The organism is Geodermatophilus sp. DSM 45219, from assembly GCF_900104025.1.
Lineage (GTDB): Bacteria > Actinomycetota > Actinomycetes > Mycobacteriales > Geodermatophilaceae > Geodermatophilus.
In genome coordinates, this window is record NZ_FNIQ01000001.1 from 481,391 (window position 1) to 498,823 (window position 17,433).

18 protein-coding genes are annotated in these 17,433 nt (G+C 76.5%); 11 read left to right on the forward strand and 7 right to left on the reverse strand.

Features of this window, described 5'->3' with window-relative positions:
* Positions 1-13 precede the first annotated feature (13 nt).
* Positions 14-2,275, reverse strand: coding sequence for an ATP-binding protein (locus tag BLR12_RS02320; RefSeq protein ID WP_091372900.1), 2,262 nt, complete (start codon positions 2,273-2,275; stop codon positions 14-16).
* 61 nt (positions 2,276-2,336) lie between these two features.
* Here BLR12_RS02320 and BLR12_RS02325 point away from each other — a divergent pair, with 61 nt between their 5' ends.
* The 5 genes from BLR12_RS02325 to BLR12_RS02345 are packed head-to-tail and all read left to right on the forward strand — an operon-like array spanning position 2,337 to position 5,188.
* Positions 2,337-2,696 (forward strand): hypothetical protein, encoded by a 360-nt coding sequence (locus BLR12_RS02325; protein WP_091372903.1) that lies wholly within the window; start codon positions 2,337-2,339, stop codon positions 2,694-2,696.
* 1 nt (position 2,697) lies between these two features.
* Complete coding sequence (locus BLR12_RS02330; protein ID WP_091372905.1) at positions 2,698-3,618, forward strand: type II CAAX endopeptidase family protein; 921 nt, start codon at positions 2,698-2,700, stop codon at positions 3,616-3,618.
* Between the two features lie 29 nt (positions 3,619-3,647).
* On the forward strand, positions 3,648-4,496 hold the full coding sequence (locus BLR12_RS02335) for a CPBP family intramembrane glutamic endopeptidase (protein WP_091372908.1): 849 nt from the start codon (positions 3,648-3,650) through the stop codon (positions 4,494-4,496).
* Between the two features lie 27 nt (positions 4,497-4,523).
* Complete coding sequence (locus BLR12_RS02340; protein ID WP_091372910.1) at positions 4,524-4,799, forward strand: type II toxin-antitoxin system Phd/YefM family antitoxin; 276 nt, start codon at positions 4,524-4,526, stop codon at positions 4,797-4,799.
* Positions 4,796-5,188, forward strand: coding sequence for a type II toxin-antitoxin system VapC family toxin (locus BLR12_RS02345; protein ID WP_091372913.1), 393 nt, complete (start codon positions 4,796-4,798; stop codon positions 5,186-5,188). The genes BLR12_RS02340 and BLR12_RS02345 overlap by 4 nt, the downstream gene beginning before the upstream one ends.
* 133 nt (positions 5,189-5,321) lie before the next feature.
* On the opposite strand, the gene BLR12_RS02350 is transcribed toward BLR12_RS02345, so the two are convergent.
* The gene (locus tag BLR12_RS02350; RefSeq protein WP_143018682.1) at positions 5,322-5,912 is read right to left on the reverse strand and encodes a hypothetical protein; all 591 of its coding nucleotides are present in this window, start codon (positions 5,910-5,912) and stop codon (positions 5,322-5,324) included.
* A 92-nt stretch (positions 5,913-6,004) separates the two neighbouring features.
* Entirely contained in the window at positions 6,005-7,210 is a 1,206-nt protein-coding gene (locus BLR12_RS02355) for an aminotransferase-like domain-containing protein (protein WP_218120507.1), read from the reverse strand.
* A 337-nt stretch (positions 7,211-7,547) separates the two neighbouring features.
* Here BLR12_RS02355 and BLR12_RS02360 point away from each other — a divergent pair, with 337 nt between their 5' ends.
* Complete coding sequence (locus tag BLR12_RS02360) at positions 7,548-9,338, forward strand: DEAD/DEAH box helicase (RefSeq protein WP_091372917.1); 1,791 nt, start codon at positions 7,548-7,550, stop codon at positions 9,336-9,338.
* 467 nt (positions 9,339-9,805) lie between these two features.
* Here the strand turns inward: BLR12_RS02360 and BLR12_RS02365 are convergent, their stop codons facing one another.
* Positions 9,806-10,384, reverse strand: a complete 579-nt coding sequence (locus BLR12_RS02365; RefSeq protein WP_218120508.1) for a serine acetyltransferase — start codon at positions 10,382-10,384, stop codon at positions 9,806-9,808.
* A gap of 309 nt (positions 10,385-10,693) precedes the next feature.
* Between BLR12_RS02365 and BLR12_RS02370 the strand changes: the two genes are divergently transcribed.
* Positions 10,694-10,942: a DUF6458 family protein gene (locus tag BLR12_RS02370; RefSeq protein WP_091372922.1), complete on the forward strand. Its 249-nt coding sequence runs from the start codon at positions 10,694-10,696 to the stop codon at positions 10,940-10,942.
* A gap of 72 nt (positions 10,943-11,014) precedes the next feature.
* On the opposite strand, the gene BLR12_RS02375 is transcribed toward BLR12_RS02370, so the two are convergent.
* Positions 11,015-12,319 carry an MFS transporter gene (locus BLR12_RS02375; protein WP_091374245.1) on the reverse strand — a complete coding sequence of 435 codons (1,305 nt, stop codon included), beginning with the start codon at positions 12,317-12,319 and terminating at the stop codon, positions 11,015-11,017.
* A 288-nt stretch (positions 12,320-12,607) separates the two neighbouring features.
* Between BLR12_RS02375 and BLR12_RS02380 the strand changes: the two genes are divergently transcribed.
* Both BLR12_RS02380 and BLR12_RS02385 read left to right on the forward strand, forming a co-directional pair.
* Complete coding sequence (locus BLR12_RS02380) at positions 12,608-13,879, forward strand: ArgE/DapE family deacylase (RefSeq protein WP_091372926.1); 1,272 nt, start codon at positions 12,608-12,610, stop codon at positions 13,877-13,879.
* Positions 13,876-14,508 (forward strand): HD domain-containing protein, encoded by a 633-nt coding sequence (locus tag BLR12_RS02385; RefSeq protein WP_091372928.1) that lies wholly within the window; start codon positions 13,876-13,878, stop codon positions 14,506-14,508. The genes BLR12_RS02380 and BLR12_RS02385 overlap by 4 nt, the downstream gene beginning before the upstream one ends.
* On the opposite strand, the gene BLR12_RS02390 is transcribed toward BLR12_RS02385, so the two are convergent.
* On the reverse strand, positions 14,483-14,755 hold the full coding sequence (locus BLR12_RS02390) for a DUF4031 domain-containing protein (RefSeq protein ID WP_091372931.1): 273 nt from the start codon (positions 14,753-14,755) through the stop codon (positions 14,483-14,485). The two genes, BLR12_RS02385 and BLR12_RS02390, sit on opposite strands and share 26 nt — an antisense overlap.
* A 35-nt stretch (positions 14,756-14,790) precedes the next feature.
* Here BLR12_RS02390 and BLR12_RS02395 point away from each other — a divergent pair, with 35 nt between their 5' ends.
* Positions 14,791-15,789, forward strand: a complete 999-nt coding sequence (locus tag BLR12_RS02395) for a Gfo/Idh/MocA family protein (protein WP_091372933.1) — start codon at positions 14,791-14,793, stop codon at positions 15,787-15,789.
* 103 nt (positions 15,790-15,892) lie between these two features.
* Positions 15,893-16,570, forward strand: a complete 678-nt coding sequence (locus BLR12_RS02400; RefSeq protein WP_091372936.1) for a hypothetical protein — start codon at positions 15,893-15,895, stop codon at positions 16,568-16,570.
* 4 nt (positions 16,571-16,574) lie between these two features.
* Here the strand turns inward: BLR12_RS02400 and BLR12_RS02405 are convergent, their stop codons facing one another.
* Positions 16,575-17,414, reverse strand: a complete 840-nt coding sequence (locus tag BLR12_RS02405; RefSeq protein ID WP_091372939.1) for a DUF72 domain-containing protein — start codon at positions 17,412-17,414, stop codon at positions 16,575-16,577.
* Positions 17,415-17,433: the final 19 nt, after the last annotated feature.

Here is a 17,433-nt window from a genome sequence, read left to right on the forward strand (position 1 = left end):
CCGGCGCGGGCGCTCAGCCCTGGGCGGCGGTCCACGCGGCGATCTGCGCCCGGGAGCGGAAGCCCAGCCGGGTGAGGATCTGCTCGACGTGCGACTCCGCCGTCCGCGGTGAGATGACCAGCCGGGCGGCGATCTCCCGGTCGGTCAGCCCCTGCGCCACCAGGTCGGCCACCTCCCGCTGGCGGCGGGTCAGCGGGCCGGACGGCGGAGGCTCCGGCGTCCCAGCCGCCGGCCCCTCCCCCAGGGCCAGCGCGACCGCGCCCGCCCGCTCCAGGGCGCTGCCCTCGGCGTACCGGGCGTCCCACCGCTGCTCGCCGAGCGCGCGCCGGGCCACTGCTGTCCAGTGCGCGTCCGGAGCGGTCAGCGGCTCCGGTCGCCGCGCCGGTACCGACCGCCAGACCGCGTCGGCGGCGCCGGCCAGCCGGGCGGCCGTCTCGGCGTCCCCGCGGGCGGCGGCGGTCCAGCCGAGGGCGGTGACGCAGAGCGCGACACCGCTGCGGTCGTCCACCTCGCGCATCAGCCGCAGCGCCTGCTCCTCCAGGCAGCGGCCGGCTCCGGGGTCCCCCTCGGCCAGCCGCACCAGGCCCCGGCCCCACAGGGCGTGGGACCGGGTCCAGGGGTCCGCGGCGGTGGCGAGGCTCGTGCCGAACGCCGCGTCGGCCGATCCGAGGTCGCCGGCGAGCAGGGCCACCACGCCGACGTCGGCCCAGCAGAACGCACCGGCCGGGGCGCCGACCATCTCGTGCTCGGCGGCCGCCGCCCGCAGCAGCCGGTCGGCGGCGGGCAGGTCCCCGCGGAACAGCGCCGCCTGGCCGAGGTACTGGGTGGCCAGCGCGGCCACCGCCGGCAGGTCCAGTGCCCGCGCGTCCCGCACCGCCTCCTCCAGCAGCGGGACGGCGGTCTCCGGGTCGGTCGCGACGAGCGCGAGGTAGCCGGCGACGACGAGCCCCCGCGCCCGCTCGGGGCAGGTCGCCGGGACCGCGCGCAGCAGCTGGTCCAGCCGGCGCCGTCCCTCGCCGAGGTGGCCGCGGGCCGCCCAGTACAGCCAGGCGTCGGCGACGGTCGCGAGGCCGGCCGGCTCCTCGCCGGGCGTGCGCAGGCAGTGCTCGACCGCTCCGGCGAGCTCGGCGTGCACCGCGGCCAGCCGGTCGAAGGCGGCGGCCTGCCCGGGTCCGAGGAACCGCGCCGCCGCGTCGGCCACCAGCCGGGCGCACCAGTCGCGGTGCCGGCGGCGCACCCGGTCCACCTGACCCGACGCCTCGAGCAGCTCCCTGCCGAAGGCCCGGACGGTCTCCAGCATCGCGAACCGGCTCCCGGCGCCGTCGCGGGTCACGGTGAGCAGGGAGGCGTCGACCAGGGCGCCGAGCGCGTCCAGCAGGTCGTCCTCCCGCAGCCGGTCGTCGGCGCACACCACCTCGGCGGCGGCCAGGTCGAAGCCGCCGGCGAAGACCGCCGCGCGCGCCCACAGCAGCCGCTCGCGCTCGTCCAGCAGGCCGGCGCTCCACTCCATCGTCGCCCGCAGGGTGCGGTGCCGGTCCGGCCCCGCGGTCCCCGCCCGGCGCAGCAGCCCGAAGCGGTCGTCCAGCCGGACCAGCAGCTCGGCCGGGGTCAGCGTGCGCAGCCGGACGGCGGCCAGCTCGATCGCCAGCGGGATCCCGTCCAGCCGGCGGCACAGCTCGGTGAGCGTCTCGTCGTCCGCCGGCGTCAGCACGAGCTCCGGGGCCGCCGCCCGGGCCCGCTCCCGCAGCAGGGCCACCGACTCGGTGCCCGCTCCGAGCGGCAGCGGCGGCACCGCGCACAGCGCCTCCCCCGGCAGGTCCAGCGGCGTCCGGCTGGTGGCCAGGACCGACAGGCCGGGACAGGCGGCGGTGAGCGCGTCGAGCAGCACGGCGCAGGCGTCGCGCAGGTGCTCGCAGTTGTCCAGCACCAGCAGCACCCGCCGCTCGCCGAGGACGTCGGCCAGGGACGCGGGCAGCCAGCGGCCCGTGCCGTCCCGGACGTCGAAGGCGGCGGCGACCAGCGCGGCGACCAGCGCGGGGTCCGCGACGGCGGTCAGGTCGGCCAGCGCGACCCCGGCCGGGAACGACCGCCGCAGCTCCTCGGCCGCCCGCAGGGCCAGCCGGGTCTTCCCCACCCCGCCCGGCCCGACCAGCGTCACCAGCCGGGACCCGGCCAGCAGGCCACGCACCCGGGCGAGCTCGGCCCGCCGGCCGACGAACGAGCTGCGCTCGGCCGGCAGCCGGGGCCCCGCCGCGGGGGCGGCCCGCCGCACCATGGCCGGGGACCGTAGCGGCCGGGTACGGGTGTGCGGGAGGACCCGTACCGCCGTCCGGGAGATGCCCGCTGCCGACGGCGCCCGCCGGCGGGAACGTGGCCGCATGGGCGAGGCGGGGCACCGGGAGACGGGGCTGTTCCTCGTGCAGTTCCGCAGCTGCCCGCCGTCGGCGGACGACGCGGAGGACATGCACCGCGCCCTGCACCGGGCGGTGACCCGGCTCGGCTCGGCCGGGACGCCGATCCGCTGGTGCGCCGCCTGGCTGCTCCTCGACGAGTGCCGGTGCCTGTGCCTCGTGCAGGCGGCACGGGAGGCCGACGTCGTCCTCGCCCGCGACCTGGCCGCCCTGCCCACCGCGTCGGTCTCCCCGGCCCGCGCGCTGGGCGGGGGGACCGTCCTCCGCAACGGAAGCAGGTCCTGACGTGTCCGCTCTCCACCACGGCCGGCGCACCCCCGTGCCGACGGTCCCCCGCACCCGCGACACCACCGAGGACGGCTGGCGCGGCTGGGTGGCCCGCCGTCCCGTGACGGCCTTCCTGCTCCTCGCCCTCCCCCTGGGGTGGGCCGTCCTCGGCGTGCCCGCGCTCGCGTACCACGGCCTGCTGCCGGGCGGGCAGCTGCCCGTCGAGGTCTTCGCCCTGGCGCTCACCGTCCTGGTGATGCTCCCCGCCGCCGTCTGGGTGGTCTCCGTCGCGGAGGGCCGCGCCGGCGTGCGGCGGCTGTTCGCGCGCACGTTCCGCTGGCGGTTCGGCCCCGGCTGGTGGGCCGCCGTGCTGCTCGCCCTGCCGGTGGGGACCGTCGTCCTGGGCCTGCTGTCCGGCCGGAGCCTGCAGACCGCGGACCTGCCGTCGGTCCTGCTGAGCGGCACGCTGGCCGCCCTCCTGCCCCTGTTCCTGGTCAACCTGTGGGAGGAGACCGTCTGGGCCGGGTTCGTGCAGGTCCACCTGGAGCGCCGGCACGGTCTCGTGGCCGCGGCCGCCCTGACCGGCGTGGCCTTCGCCGCCATCCACGTCCCCCTGTCGTTCGCCGAGGAGTTCACCGCGTCCTCGGTGCTGCTGGAGCTGGGGTTCGTGCTGGCCGTCGCGCTGCTGTTCCGGCTCCTGGCCGGGATCGTCCTGCGCGGGACCGCCGGCAGCGTGCTCGCCGTCGCGGTCCTGCACGCCGTGTGGAACGCCAGCAACAGCGAGGACTCGATCGTCGACGACCTGCTGTCCGGCGGTCAGCCGGTGCTGTTCGCCGTGCTCGCCGTCGCGCTCCTGACCGCGGTCACCGCGCCGCTCGTCCGGGGCCGCGGCACCGCCGAGCAGCAGGAGACCGGCACGTCGTCCGTCACCGCCCGATGAGCTCCACCGGACAGGGAGCAGGTCCTGAGATGTCCACGACCGACGCCCGCCGGCCCGTCCCCGCCGCGCCCGGTGGCCTGCGCAGCCGGGTCGCGCGCCGCCCGCTGACCGCCTTCCTCGTGGTGGTGGCCGTCGTGGGGTGGCCGCTGATCTCGGTGCCGGCGCTCACCGCGCACGGGGTCCTCCCCGGCGGCCCGCTGCCCGAGGAGCCGTTCGCCCTCGGGACGACGCTCCTCGTCATGCTGCCCGCCGCCCTCTGGGTCACCGCGGTCACCGACGGGCCCGGCGCCGTCCGGGCGCTGCTCCGCCGGTCGGTCCGGTGGCGCTTCGGTGCCGGCTGGTGGGCCGCGGTGCTGCTGGCCCTGCCGGTGCTCACCCTGGCCGTCGGGCTGGCCACGGGGCAGCGCCTGCGGACGGGCGGCCTGCTCGCCACGCTCGGCTGGGGCGCCTTCTCGGTGCTGTCCGCGGTGCTGCTCGTGCACCTGTGGGAGGAGACGGTCTGGGCCGGGTTCTTCCAGGGCCGGCTGGAGCAGCGGCACGGCTTCCTCCCGGCCGCCGCGCTCACCGCCGTCCCGTTCGCGGCGGTCCACCTGCCGCTGTCGTTCACCGGCGACCTGGCGATCGACCGGCTCGCGCTCGCGATCGGCGGGTTGCTCGTGCTCGGGGTCCTGGTGCGGCTCCTGGTGGGGGCAACCGTGCGCGGCGCCGCCGGAAGCCTGCTGGCCGCCGGGCTCGTGCACGCGAGCTTCAACGCCGCCAACAACGAGGGCAACCTGGTCGACGACCTGCTGGGCGGTGGCCAGCCCTCGCTGTACGCGGTCGTCGCCGCGGCGCTGTTCACCGCCGGCGCACTCCTCGCGCTGCGGAACCGGCGCTGACGGCCGGGCTGCCTGCAGGTGCCGGGCATGACCCGCATCGTGTGCGTGAGCTGCGGCAGAAACGCCAGCCGGTACCTGGCTCTGGTCAAGGCGGGCGAGACGGTCGAGGTGACCGAGCGCGGTGAGCTCGTCGCGGTCCTGTCCCCGCCGTCCCCCGCGGTCACGGCACGCGAGCGGCTCATCGCCGAGGGGCGGTTGATCCCCGCGAGTGCACCGTTCCGGTTCCCCGACCGGATCACGCCCCGACCAGGAGCCCTCAGCGCCACCGAGGCCCTCGACGAGCAGCGCGCCGAGCGACTGTGATCGCTCTGGACTCCTCCGCTCTCGCGAAGCTCGTGCTGGACTCGCCGGAGTCGGCAGCACTGGAGACGTGGCTGTCAGGTCGGACCCCGCTCTCGGTCACGGCCAGCGACCTCGTGAGGGTCGAGGTCATCCGCGCCGTGGCCGGAGCCGACTCTGCCGGCGTGCCGCGAGCCCGGACGCTCCTGGCCGGTGTCGACCTGGTCCCGGTGAGCAGGGACCTGCTCGAGACGGCCGCGGACCTCGGGCCGCCGTCCCTGCGCAGTCTCGACGCCGTCCACCTGGCGGCCGCCCTGACCCTCGGGCCCGTGCTGGAGGCCTTCGTGGTCTACGACGAGCGGTTGGCGCGCGCGGCCACCGAGGCCGGGCTGCCGGTCGTCGCCCCCTCCTGACCCCCACCCGGCGAGGCCTACGGCATCCTGTGGCGGGGATGCCCGTCTCCGCGCCCGCACGAGGGCCCGCCGGGCTGTGTACCGCGGGCAGCACGGGGCCCGGGCACCGAGCAGGAGCCGGCTGCCGCGACGGTCAGCGGCCGACGGCGGGGATCGTCACCTCGCGTTCCCCGAAGCGGGCCACGAGCGGCTCCGCCGGCGTCACCCCCTGCGGCAGCTCCACCACGGTGACGTGCCCGCTCACGTCCGCGGAGCAGACGTCCCGGCCGGGGAACAGGGGTCCCAGGCGGATCTCGATCTCCTGGTCGGCGACGACCTCGATGCCGTGCGGACCGCTGGGACAGCTGCCGCTGCCGTAGGTGACCACCCCGAGGTACCGACCGCCGTCGACCCACGCGACGGAGGGCTCGAAGGAGGACGGCCACCCGCCGGGGTCGGGTGGCGGAGCGACCGGCGGCGTCTGCACCGGTTCACCGTGGTCGGGGGACGGCGTGACCGGCGGTGCGTGGGACGGCTCGGGGAGCACCTGGACACGAGGACCGGGCGCCGGCGTGAGCACGAACCGCTGCTCTTCGGGTGCGCCCCAGCCGAGGCGGAACTCCGCGACGTAGGGCAGCGGCCCGCCCGCTCCGACCCGGCCCGTTCCGCACGCGGCCAGCACGGGCGTGGCGGCGACGAGGGCAGCCGTCACCAGCAGGCGCCCCACCGGCCGTGATCCCGTCACAGCTCGCATCGTGTGGCCCGGCGGCCCCGCCGTCCAGCGGCGCCACCCGACCGTGACGCGGCGGCAGCGGGGGCCTGCCGGCGGACCTGCGCTCAGGCTCCGGTCAGGGCCGCCCCGAGCCGGCGCATCCCCTCGGCGATCCGCGCCGGCGTGTTCGTGGTGAACGACAGCCGCAGCGTGGCGCGGTCCGGCGTCCCGGCGTGGAAGGCGGCACCCGGCACGAAGGCCACGTCGTGGGCGAGCGCGCGCTGCAGCAGCTGGCCGGTGTCCGCGGCCCCGGGCAGCCGGACCCACACGAACATGCCGCCGTCGGGGTCGGTCCAGGTGCTCCCCGGGGGCAGTGCGGCCGGCAGCGCCTCGACCAGGGCGTCGCGGCGCTCGCGGTAGGCGGCGCACAGCCCGGCCACGTGCGCCTCGACGTCGGCCGCGGCGAACCAGGCCGCCGCCGCGGCCTGGTCGACCGTGGAGGTGTGCAGGTCCGCGGCCTGCTTGGCGACCGTGAGCGCCGGCAGCAGCCGGGACGGCGCCCGCAGCCACCCCAGCCGGAGGCCCGGCGCCGCGATCTTGGAGAAGCTGCCCAGGTGCAGCACGTGGCCGTCGGCGCCGGGGTGCGCGGCCAGCGGCAGCACCGGGGCGCCCCGGTAGCGCAGCTCGCCGTAGGGGTCGTCCTCGACCACCCGGACGCCGTGCCGGGCGGTGACCTCGACGACCTCGGCCCGCCGCTCCGCCGGCATGGTCGCCCCGGTGGGGTTGGCGAACGTCGGGACCAGGTAGAGCAGCGCCGGCCGCTCCCGCTCGATGACGTCGGCCAGCGCGGCCGGGTCGACGCCGTGCTCGTCGGTGGGCACCGGGACGACGCGGGCGCCGGCCAGCTGGAAGCACTGCAGCGCCGCCAGGTAGGTCGGGTCCTCCACCAGCACGACCGCCCCCGGGTCCAGCAGCGCGGTCGCGACGAGGCTGAGCGCCTGCTGCGAGCCGGAGGTGACCAGCAGGTCGTCGATGGTGGTGAGCAGGCCACGGGCGGTCATCCGGGCGGCGATCCGCGCGCGCAGCTCCCGGTCGCCCTCGGTGGGTGCGTACTGCAGGGCGCGGCGGGCGTGGGGACCCCAGAGCACCTGCTCGTAGGCGGCGCGGACGCCGTCGAGGTCGAACAGCTCGGGCGCGGGCAGACCGCCGGCGAAGGAGACGACCTCGGGGCGGTCGAGCAGGGCCAGCAGCTCGCGGACCGGCGAGCTGGCCACACCGGCCAGGCGCTGCGCGAGGGCGGGGAGGGGACAGGAGAGGACGGCTGAGGACACGGGCGGGCTCCAGGAGGGACTGCGCGGTGAGGGGGACGGCGCCGGAGTGCGGGTGGTGTGCCGCTGCAGTCCGCGCCGTGGGGCCTCCTGGTCGAGGAGCCGGGTCCAGCGTACGACGAGCAGTGGCCGGCCCCGCCCCGACCCGAGGGGCGACCGGGGCCGGCGGGACGGAACGGCCCCTCCACACCGCGAGACGATCGCCACACCGCTCGCCGCCCCACGACGTCCGTGCTGGTCAGCGGCTCGTCCGGCGGCCCCTTACGTCGCCCCCGGCGGGACGCGCGGGAGGCGGCCGGTTGGGCGTGTTGCTCGCCGCGCAGGCAGGATGACCCTCGACATGGCGAGTGCAGCACGCGCGGAGGCGGTCGCCCCGCAGAGGACCGGCCGACCGCTCCGGGCCTGGCAGCAGGCCGCCCTGGAGGAGTACGAGCAGCGCTCCCCCAAGGACTTCCTGGTCACCGCAACCCCGGGTGCGGGCAAGACGACCTTCGCCCTCACCCTGGCCGCGCGGCTGCTCCAGCGGCGCGAGGTCGCCCGTGTGGTCGTCGTCTGCCCCACCGACCACCTGCGGCTGCAGTGGGCCGACGCCGCCGACCGGATGGGCATCGTCCTGGACCCGGGGCTGACCAACGCCGTCGGTCCGGTGCGGGCCGGTACCCAGGGCTACGTGACCACCTACGCGCAGGTCGCCGGCAAGCCGATGCTGCACGCCGCCCGCTCCACCACCGTCAAGACGCTGGTCGTCCTCGACGAGGTGCACCACGCCGGCGACGGCCTGTCCTGGGGGGAGGCGGTCGAGGAGGCCTACGGCCGCGCCGCCCGCCGGCTGTGTCTCACCGGGACGCCGTTCCGCACCAAGCCCGACGAGCGCATCCCCTTCGTCCGCTACGAGGAGGACGGCTTCGAGGGCGACGCCGGCGAGAACGGCGCCGGCCTGGTCAGCCGCGCCGACTACACCTACGGCTACAAGGAGGCGCTGGCCGACAACGTCGTCCGCCCGGTGGTCTTCGCCGCCTACACCGGCACCTCGCGCTGGCGGAACTCCGCCGGCGAGGTGGTCGCCGCCTCGCTGTCCGAGGCCGGCACCCGGTCGGTGGAGATGCAGGCCTGGCGCACCGCGCTGGACCCCAAGGGCCAGTGGGTGCCGCACGTCATCGCCGCGATGGACGACCGGATCACCCACCTGCGCGAGGAGGGCGGCATGCCCGACGCCGCCGGGCTGATCCTCGCCAGCGACCAGGACGACGCCCGCGCCTACGCCAAGATCGTCCGCCGGGTCACCGGGAAGGCACCCGAGCTGATCCTCTCCGACGACCCCAAGGCGTCGAAGAAGATCGAGCGCTTCGCCACCGGGTCCGCGCGCATCGCGGTCTGCGTGCGGATGATCTCCGAGGGCGTCGACGTCCCGCGGGCCGCCGTCCTGGCCTGGATGACCTCCTACCGGACGCCGCTGTTCTTCGCCCAGGCCGTCGGCCGCGTCGTCCGCGCCCGGGCCTCGCACGAGTCGGCGACGGTGTTCCTGCCCGCCGTCCGGCCGCTGCTCTCCCTGGCCGCGTCGATGGAGGAGCAGCGCAACCACGTCATGCCCCCGCCGAAGACGGTGCAGGGCGACGAGCTGGACCTCGAGCCGCTCCCGCCCGAGGAGCGCGAGCCGGTCACGGTGAAGCAGTTCGAGGCGCTGGAGGCCGACGCCCGCTTCGCGCACGTGCTGCACAGCGGCACCGCGCACACCGGCTCGGGGTCGCCCGTGGCCGTCGCCCCCGAGGACGAGGACTTCCTCGGCATCCCCGGCCTGCTCACCCCGGAGCAGACCGCGTCGCTGCTGGCCAGGCGGGACGACGAGCTGCGGCTGCGCATCGCCCAGCGCGCCTCCTCCGACGACGACACCGGCGAGCTGCCGCTGGTCGAGGACCACCCCGACGAGGACGACGCCGGCCGCTCCTGGCGCGACGCCGCGGAGCTGCGGCGGGAGGTCAACCGACTGGTCGCCCGGGTCGCGGCCAAGACCTCCAGGCCGCACGGGGTGGTGCACACCGAGCTGCGCAAGTCCGTGCCCGGACCGCCGTCGGCCTCGGCGTCGGTCGACGTGCTCCGCGCCCGCCGGGAGCGCCTGCGCACCATGCTGTGACACTGTCGTCCTGCCGGACGACACCGCGGCCAGGTGCCGTCCCCGACCCGAGCGGAACCGCTGCCCGAGTCCCGATCGGGAGGCCCTCCGGGCCCCCGCGATCGGTCCACCGCGGCCAGGTGCCGTCCCCGACCCGAGCGGAACCGCTACCCGAGTCCCGATCGGGAGACCCTCCGGGCCCCCGCGATCGGTCCACCGCGGCCAGGTGCCGTCCCCGACCCGAGCGGAACCGCTACCCGAGTCCCGATCGGGAGACCCTCCGGGCCCCCGCGATCGGTCCACCGCGGCCAGGTGCCGTCCCCGACCCGAGCGGAACCGCTACCCGAGTCCCGATCGGGAGACCCTCCGGGCCCCCGCGATCGGTCCACCGCGGCCAGGTGCCGTCCCCGACCCGAGCGGAACCGCTACCCGAGTCCCGATCGGGAGACCCTCCGGGCCCCCGCGATCGGTCCACCTGGAAGAGACCCCTACCGGGCGACGGCGGGCGGGGCGAGCATGACCGCGCCCGGGGGCACGTCCCGGACGACGGTGGCGTTGGCGCCGATGCAGGCGTCGTCCCCGATCGTCACCGGCCCGACGACGACCGCGCCGGCCCCGATGCTCACCCGGTCCCCGATCACCGGCTGACCGCGGCCGGTGTGCCCGACGGTGACCTGCTGGTTGACCCGGCAGTCCCGGCCGACGGTGCGGGCGGTGAGCGTGGTCGCGAAGCCGTGCTCGATGAACAGCCCGGGGCCGATCACCGCGCAGTTGAGGTGCAGCGTGGGCAGCGGCCGGTAGACCGCGCGCAGCAGCAGCCGCACCGCCCACGGCAGCGGGGTGAGCCGGTAGTGCACCAGCGACCGGAACTCCGGGTGCTGCGCCACCAGCCAGCCGAAGCGCGCGCCCGCCGGCAACCGGGCCAGCCGCGGGCGGTCGAGGCACTCGGCCCACCGCTCGGCGTCGCGGCGGGTGCAGGGCCCGGCGGCGGTCGCCCGGACCACCCGCCACAGCGGCCAGGCCCACGCCGTCACCAGCCAGGTCACCGGGTGGCGCACGGACTCCACGCCGCCACCCTGCCCCAGCGCGCCGCCCCGGTCAGCTCCCCGACCGGGCAGGCCGGGGGTCGGTGCCGAGACCTGCGCACTCGTGGCCATCGGACGCTGATCGCCCCGAGTCCGCAGGTCTCGGCGATCAGTCGCGGGGTCAATCCGGGGTCAGCAGTCCGCCGGCGGGGGCTGGAGGGCACCCGTTCGAGGGACATCGACCCTCTCAAGCGGTTCGCGGGGTCCCACGCGGGCACGGTCGGCCCGCGGCGACCGCCGCCGGTTCGTCCGGGCCCGAGCGCCCGGAACCGAGAGGGAGGAAGTACGGACATGCGGCTCGGAACTGCCATCGTCCTGCTCGCGCTCGGCGCGATCCTGGCGTTCGCCCTGCGCATCGACGTGAGCGGCGTCGACCTGCAGGTGGTCGGCTGGATCCTCATGATCGTCGGCGCACTGGGCATCGTGCTGGAGATCGCCGTCTGGGGCCCGCGCTCGCGCCGTCGGGTGACCCACACCGAGGGCTACGGCGTGCCCCCCGCTGCCGGTCCGGCCCGGCGGACGACCGAGGAGACCTACTGACCGCCGACACCACGCGACGCGGCCCCCGTCCTCGGTGAGGGCGGGGGCCGCGTCGTCCGTGGGGGCCGCTGCTCAGCGCAGGTCGGTGCCCTTGGTCTCGCGCAGGGTGGTGAGGATGACCAGGAACGAGATCACCGCCGCGACCGCCACGTACCAGAAGAACCACAGCGGGCGGTCGTTGTTGGACAGCCAGACGATGACCAGCGGCGCGGTGCCGCCGAACGTGGCGACCGTGAGGTTGTACCAGGCACCGATCCCGGTGGCCCGCAGCTCGGTGGGGAACAGCTCGCTCATGATCGCCGGCGCGATCGAGGCCATGAGGGCGTAGAGACCCAGTCCCGTGCAGAAGACGACGATCAGCGAGAACAGGTTGTCCTGCACCAGGAAGGACAGCGGCACGATGAGCAGCGCGTAGGCGCCCGACCAGACCAGCAGCTGCGGCTTGCGGCCGAAGCGGTCCGACAGCGCCCCGAACGGGTAGCACAGCGCCACGAACAGCGTGGTGCCGATCGAGAGTGCGAGGAAGACGTCGGTCCCGTCGGCGTCCCGGAAGTTGATCGCGAACGGGGTCAGCGCGCTGAAGAACGTGTAGTAGGACAGCGTGTTGAGCAGCGTGATCGCGATCAGCTGGAGCACGGCCTTCGGGTGGTGCCGGACCGTCTGCCACAGCGGGTGCTTGGTGGCCCGGGCCTTGGCCGCGTTCTCCTCGAACTGCTCGGTCTCGACCAGCGAGCGGCGCAGCCACATGCCGAGGAGGCCCAGCACGCCACCGATGAAGAAGGCGATCCGCCAGCCGTAGGACTGCAGCTGGTCCTCGCTGAGCGTGCTGGTCAGCAGGACGCCGAGGAGGGACGCTGCCAGCAGCGCCGACCCGGTGGAGATGTAGAAGAACGCCGAGTACCGCCCGCGGTGCGCCGGGGGTGCGATCTCCCCCAGGTACGCCGACGCGCTGGAGACCTCACCGCCCAGCGACATGCCCTGGGCGATGCGGGCGAGCAGCAGCAGGATCGGCGCCAGCCAGCCCACCTGCTCGTAGGTCGGCAGGATCGCGATGACCATCGAGCCGCCGGCCATCAGCAGGATGGTGAGCAGCATCCCCGCCTTGCGGCCGCGCAGGTCGGCGAACCGGCCGAGCAGGATGCCGCCCAGCGGCCGGAAGAAGAAGGCCAGCGCGTAGGTCGACGTCGCCCCGATCAGCGCCAGCGCCCGGTTCTCAGCCGGGAAGAACTGCCCGGCGAAGTAGACGACGAAGGTGGCGTAGACCGTCCAGTCGAACCACTCGACGGCGTTGCCGATGCTCGCCGAGACGAGCGTCTTCACCGGCAATCGGTGCCGCTCCTCCGTCGTCCCCTGTGCCTGCTGCACTGCTCCGGCCATCGCCACTCCCACCCTCGGTCCAGGGGTCGACCGTAGGACGGGGCGGCGTCGTCGGCACGACGGGATGGGGTCCGGACCGGGCGACGGCCGCCTCGCGGCGAGATGCACAACGCGGCTCCAGGCCCCCGACCGGAGTCGGGGCGGTGTTCCGTGAAGGCGTAACCAAATGGCACCCGGGGGCACGATGCACCCGGCCCGGACGCTGTCCACGCTACCCCCGCCCGAGCCCCCTCACACGGGCCGGGGCGGGGGAGTTCGGCCCCTCCGGAGCCCTGCCAGACTCCACCCGTGGCCGACCTGACCTCCGCCGAGGCGCGCGTGCTGTCCGCCGTCGACGAGGCCTGGGCGGTCGCCCGCCTGCGGGACCTGGTGGCCCTCCCCTCGGTCGGCGGGACCGCCGCCGAGAGCGAGGTCCAGCACCGGGTGGGTGACTGGCTGGAGGAGCTCGGCTGCGCCGTCGACCGCTGGCCGATCGACCTCGACGCCGCGGCCACGGCTCCCGACGCCCCGGGCCAGGAGGTGGTGCGCACCGAGGCGTGGGGCGTGGTCGGCACCGTCCCGGCCGCTGCAGAGGGCCTGCCCGCGCTGGTGTTCGCCGGGCACACCGACGTCGTCCCGCCCGGCGACCGGTCGCTGTGGCCGGCCGACCCGTTCGACCCGCGCGTGGCCGGCGGGGCCGTGCACGGCCGCGGGTCCTGCGACATGAAGGCCGGTGTCGTCGCCGTCCTCGCCGCGCTGTCCGCCGTCCGGACGGCGGGGGTGCGGCTGGCCCGGCCGGTCGCGGTGCACGCCGTCGTCGGCGAGGAGGACGGCGGCCTGGGCGCGTGGGCCACCCTGCGGCGTGGGCACGGCGGCGAGCTGTGCGTGATCCCCGAGCCGACCGCCGGCGCCGTGGTCACCGCCAACGCCGGAGCGCTGACCTTCCGCCTCGAGGTCACCGGCCACGCCGCGCACGCCGCCCACCGCGACCGCGGGGTGAGCGCGGTCGAGAAGTTCACCGACGTGCACGCCGGGCTGCGGACGTTCGAGGCCGAGCGGCAGGCCGGCGCGGACCCGCGCTTCGGCGGCGCGCCGTACCCCTACGGGATCAGCATCGGGCGGGTGCGGGCCGGTGACTGGGCCAGCTCGGTGCCCGACCTGCTCGTCGCCGAGGGCCGCTACGGCGTGCGGCTCGGCGAGCCGGTCGCGGAGGCCCGGACGGCGTTCGAGCGGCGGCTGGCCGCGATCTGCGCCGCCGACCCGTGGCTGGCCGAGCACCCGGTGCGCCTGACCTGGACCGGTGGCGCCTTCGCCAGCGGCTCGCTCCCGGCGGGCCACCCCCTGCTGCCCGCCGTCCAGCGCGCGGTCGCCGACACCGGCGGCGGGGTGCCGCCCGAACGGGCGATCCCCGCCGGCAGCGACCTGCGGCTCTACGCCGCCGCCGGGGTGCCGACCCTGCACTACGGCCCCGGCGACCTGCACCTGGCGCACGGGCCGCTGGAGCGGGTCCCGGTCGACGAGCTGGTCACCGCCGCGCGGGCGTTCGCGCTGCTGACCCTGCGCACCTGCGGGGTCGCATGAGTCTCGTCGGGTTCGAGGCCTGGGCGGAGCTGGCCGGAGAGTCCCCCACCTCCCGCACCGAGTGGGCCGCGGTCGTCGCCGCCTGGAGCGAGCCGCACCGCCGCTACCACGACCTCGCGCACCTGGCCGCCGTCCTCGGACTGGTCGGTGAGCTGGCCGGCGCCGCCACCGATCCCGCCGCCGTCCGGCTGGCCGCCTGGTACCACGACGTCGTCTACGACCCCCGCCGCGGCGACAACGAAGAGGTCAGCGCCGAGCGGGCGCGCGCCGGGCTGCGCGGGCTGGTGCCGCCGGAACGGGTCGAGGAGGTGGCCCGGCTGGTGCTGCTGACCGCCGGGCACGACCCGGCGCCGGACGACGCGAACGGCGCGGTGCTCTGCGACGCCGACCTCGCGGTGCTGGCCGGGCCGCCGGAGACCTACGCCGCCTACGCCTCGGCCGTGCGGGAGGAGTACGGGCACCTCTCCGACGCCGAGTTCACCGCCGGGCGCACCGCCGTCCTGGACCAGTTGCTGGCGCTGCCGGCGCTGTACCGGCTGCCGGCCGTCGCCGGCGAGTGGACGCCGCGGGCGCGGGCCAACCTCGCCGCGGAGCTGGCGCTCCTCAGGGCGCGATCCGGCGCTTCTTGACCCTCAGCCCGGCGCCCATCAGCCGGGCGAGCAGCTCCCGCGCGCCGACCGGCGTCGCCCCCGCGGCCACCGCCGCGTCGTAGAGCTCGTCGGGGACGTCGTAGTGGTCGCCCTGGAACGCCCGCCGCGGGATGCCCAGCTCCGCGCCGACGAAGGCGTGCAGCTCGTCGTAGGAGACGTCGCTGACCAGGTGCGACCAGCGCCGCCCGCGCCACGGCCACACCGGGGGGTCGATCAGCACCGCCACGGCGTCAGTCTGCCCGCCGCACTAGCGTCGTGCCGGTGAGCGACGAGATCCGCTGGGGTGTGGTCGGACCGGGCCGCATCGCCGGGAACGTGATGGCCGACTTCGCACACGTGCCCGGCGCCCGGCCGGTGGCGGTCGCCTCCCGCTCGGCCGACCGCGCGGCGGCCTTCGCCCAGCGGCACGGCCTCGAGCGGGCCCACGGCTCCTACGCCGAGATCCTGGCCGACCCGGACGTCGACGTCCTGTACGTGGCGACCCCGCACCCGCAGCACTGCGCGGTCGCCCTCGCCGCCATCGACGCCGGGAAGGCACTGCTGGTGGAGAAGGCGTTCACCGCCACCACCGAGGGCGCGCGGGAGGTCGTCGGGCGGGCCCGCGAGCGCGGCGTCTTCGTCATGGAGGCGATGTGGACCCGCTTCCAGCCGGCCGTCGTCCGGCTGCGGGAGCTGGTGGACGACGGCGCGATCGGCGAGGTCCGCTCGGTCCAGGCCGACCTGGGCGTGGCCCGCGAGTACGACCCGGCCGACCGGCTGTTCGCCCGGGAGCTCGGCGGCGGCGCGCTGCTCGACCTGGGCGTCTACGTCGTCTCCTTCGCCCAGATGCTGCTCGGCGACCCCGACACGGTCACCGCGACCGGCTCGCTGTTCCCCACCGGCGTCGACGCCGAGGCCGCCCTGCTGCTGGGCTACGCCGACGGCCGGTCGGCCACGCTGACCACCTCGCTGCGGTACCCGACGCCCGGCCAGGCCCGGGTCTTCGGGACGGCGGGCTGGATCGACGTCCTGCCCCGGTTCCACCACCCGCGGACGATCGTGCTGCACCGCTCCGGCGCCGAGCCCGAGGAGGTCACGCTGCCGCCGTCGGGCACCGGCTACGCCCACGAGCTGGCCGAGGTGACCGGGTGCCTACGGGCGGGGCGGACGGAGAGCGCCGTCATGCCGCTGGCCGACACCCTCGCCGTGCAGACCGTCCTCGGGCAGGCGGCCGAGCAGCTGGGTGTGCGGCACGCGGAGGACCCGCACGCGCTGGGGTGACCCCACCCGGTCGGGTGGTCTGCCTCAAGTCGTCGCGGGCCGTGCCGATGGTCACAGCGACCGCCCGCCCGGCCGGTCGCCACCGACCCGACCGGAGCTCCGCGTGTTCCTGATCGAAGGCCTCGCCGCCCTCGCCGCCAAGGTGGCGGCCGCCTCCACCGTCAGCCAGGCCGTGGCCGGCCTCGGCATCGCCGTCGCCGGCGTGACGGGAGCCGGCGCCGCCGGGGTCCTCCCGGCGCCGGTGCAGGACACCGTCGCGAGCGCGGTCGAGGTGGTCTCCCCCTTCGACCTGCCGGACTCGGCCGACGACGACGGCACCCCCGACCAGGGTCCCGGCGACGCCCCGGGCACCGACGACTCGCCCGAGGACGGCCCGGACGACGACGGCACCCCCGACCAGGGCCCCGGCGACGCCCCCGGCACCGACGACTCGCCCGAGGAGAGTTCCGCCCCCGGCCAGCAGCAGAACCAGCGCGGCCGCGAGGACGCGGCCGCGCGGGCGGCCGAGGAGGCGCGCGAGGCCGCCGAGGAGGCCCAGGAGGAGGCCCGCGAGGCCGCGCAGGAGGCTGCCGAGGCCCAGCGCGAGGCCGAGGAAGACGCCCGCGAGGCCGCCGAGGAGGCCGCCGAGGCCCAGCGCGAGGCCGAGGAAGAGGCCCGCGAGCAGGCGCAGCGCGCCGCCGAGGAGGCCGCCGAGGCCCAGCGCGAGGCCGAGGAGGAGGCACGCGAGGCCGCCGAGCGCGAGGCCGAGCGCAGCGGCTCCGACGACTCCGACGACGACTGACCCCTCACCCCTCCGGCAGGCCGGGGCCCGCTCCCGCGAGCGGCGTCCCGGCCTGCGGTGTCCCCGCGGGTGACCACGCCGCGCCCGAGGCCTGGTCGGGGGTCGGCACCCGCGTCGGCGTCCGGCCGGTGCGGCGCACCGCCTCGGCGAAGACGACCGCGTCGGTGACCGCCGCCCCACCCGGGTCGTTGTTGAAGTAGACGAGGACGTCGGAGTCCCCGTAGGACGCCGAGAGCCGGTCGGCCCACGCCTGCAGGGTCTCCGGGCGGTACGCCCAGCCCTCCGCACCGGTGTGCAGTCGCAGGTACCCCCAGTCGGTGGTGCGCCACAGCGGCGCGACCGGCTGCTCGGCCCGGTCCGCCCAGCACAGCGCGGCGTCGAAGCGCTCCAGCAGCGCCCGGACCTCGTCGGTCCACCAGGAGTCGTGCCGCGGTTCGACCGCCACGCGGGTGCCCGGCGGGAACTGGGCGAGGCAGTCGCGCAGCAGGCCGGGGTCGGCCCTGAGCGTCGGCGGCAGCTGCAGCAGGACGGCGGCCAGCCGGTTCCCGAGGCCGGCGACGCGCTCCACCAGCCGCGCGACCGGCTCCTCGGGGTCCCGCAGCCGCTTGACGTGGGTGAGGAAGCGGCTGGCCTTCACCGCCCAGCGGACGTCGGGCGGGGTGCGCGCCCGCCACGCCTCGAACGTCGCCCGCTCCGGCAAGCGGTAGAAGGCGTTGTTGCTCTCGACCGTCGCGAAGTGGGCCGCGTGGTGCTCCAGCCACAGCCGCTGGGGCAGACGCTGCGGGTAGAAGCGGCCCCGCCAGTCGCGGTACTGCCAGCCCGACGTCCCGATCACCACCGCCACGGGGAGCCGCCTACCCGTC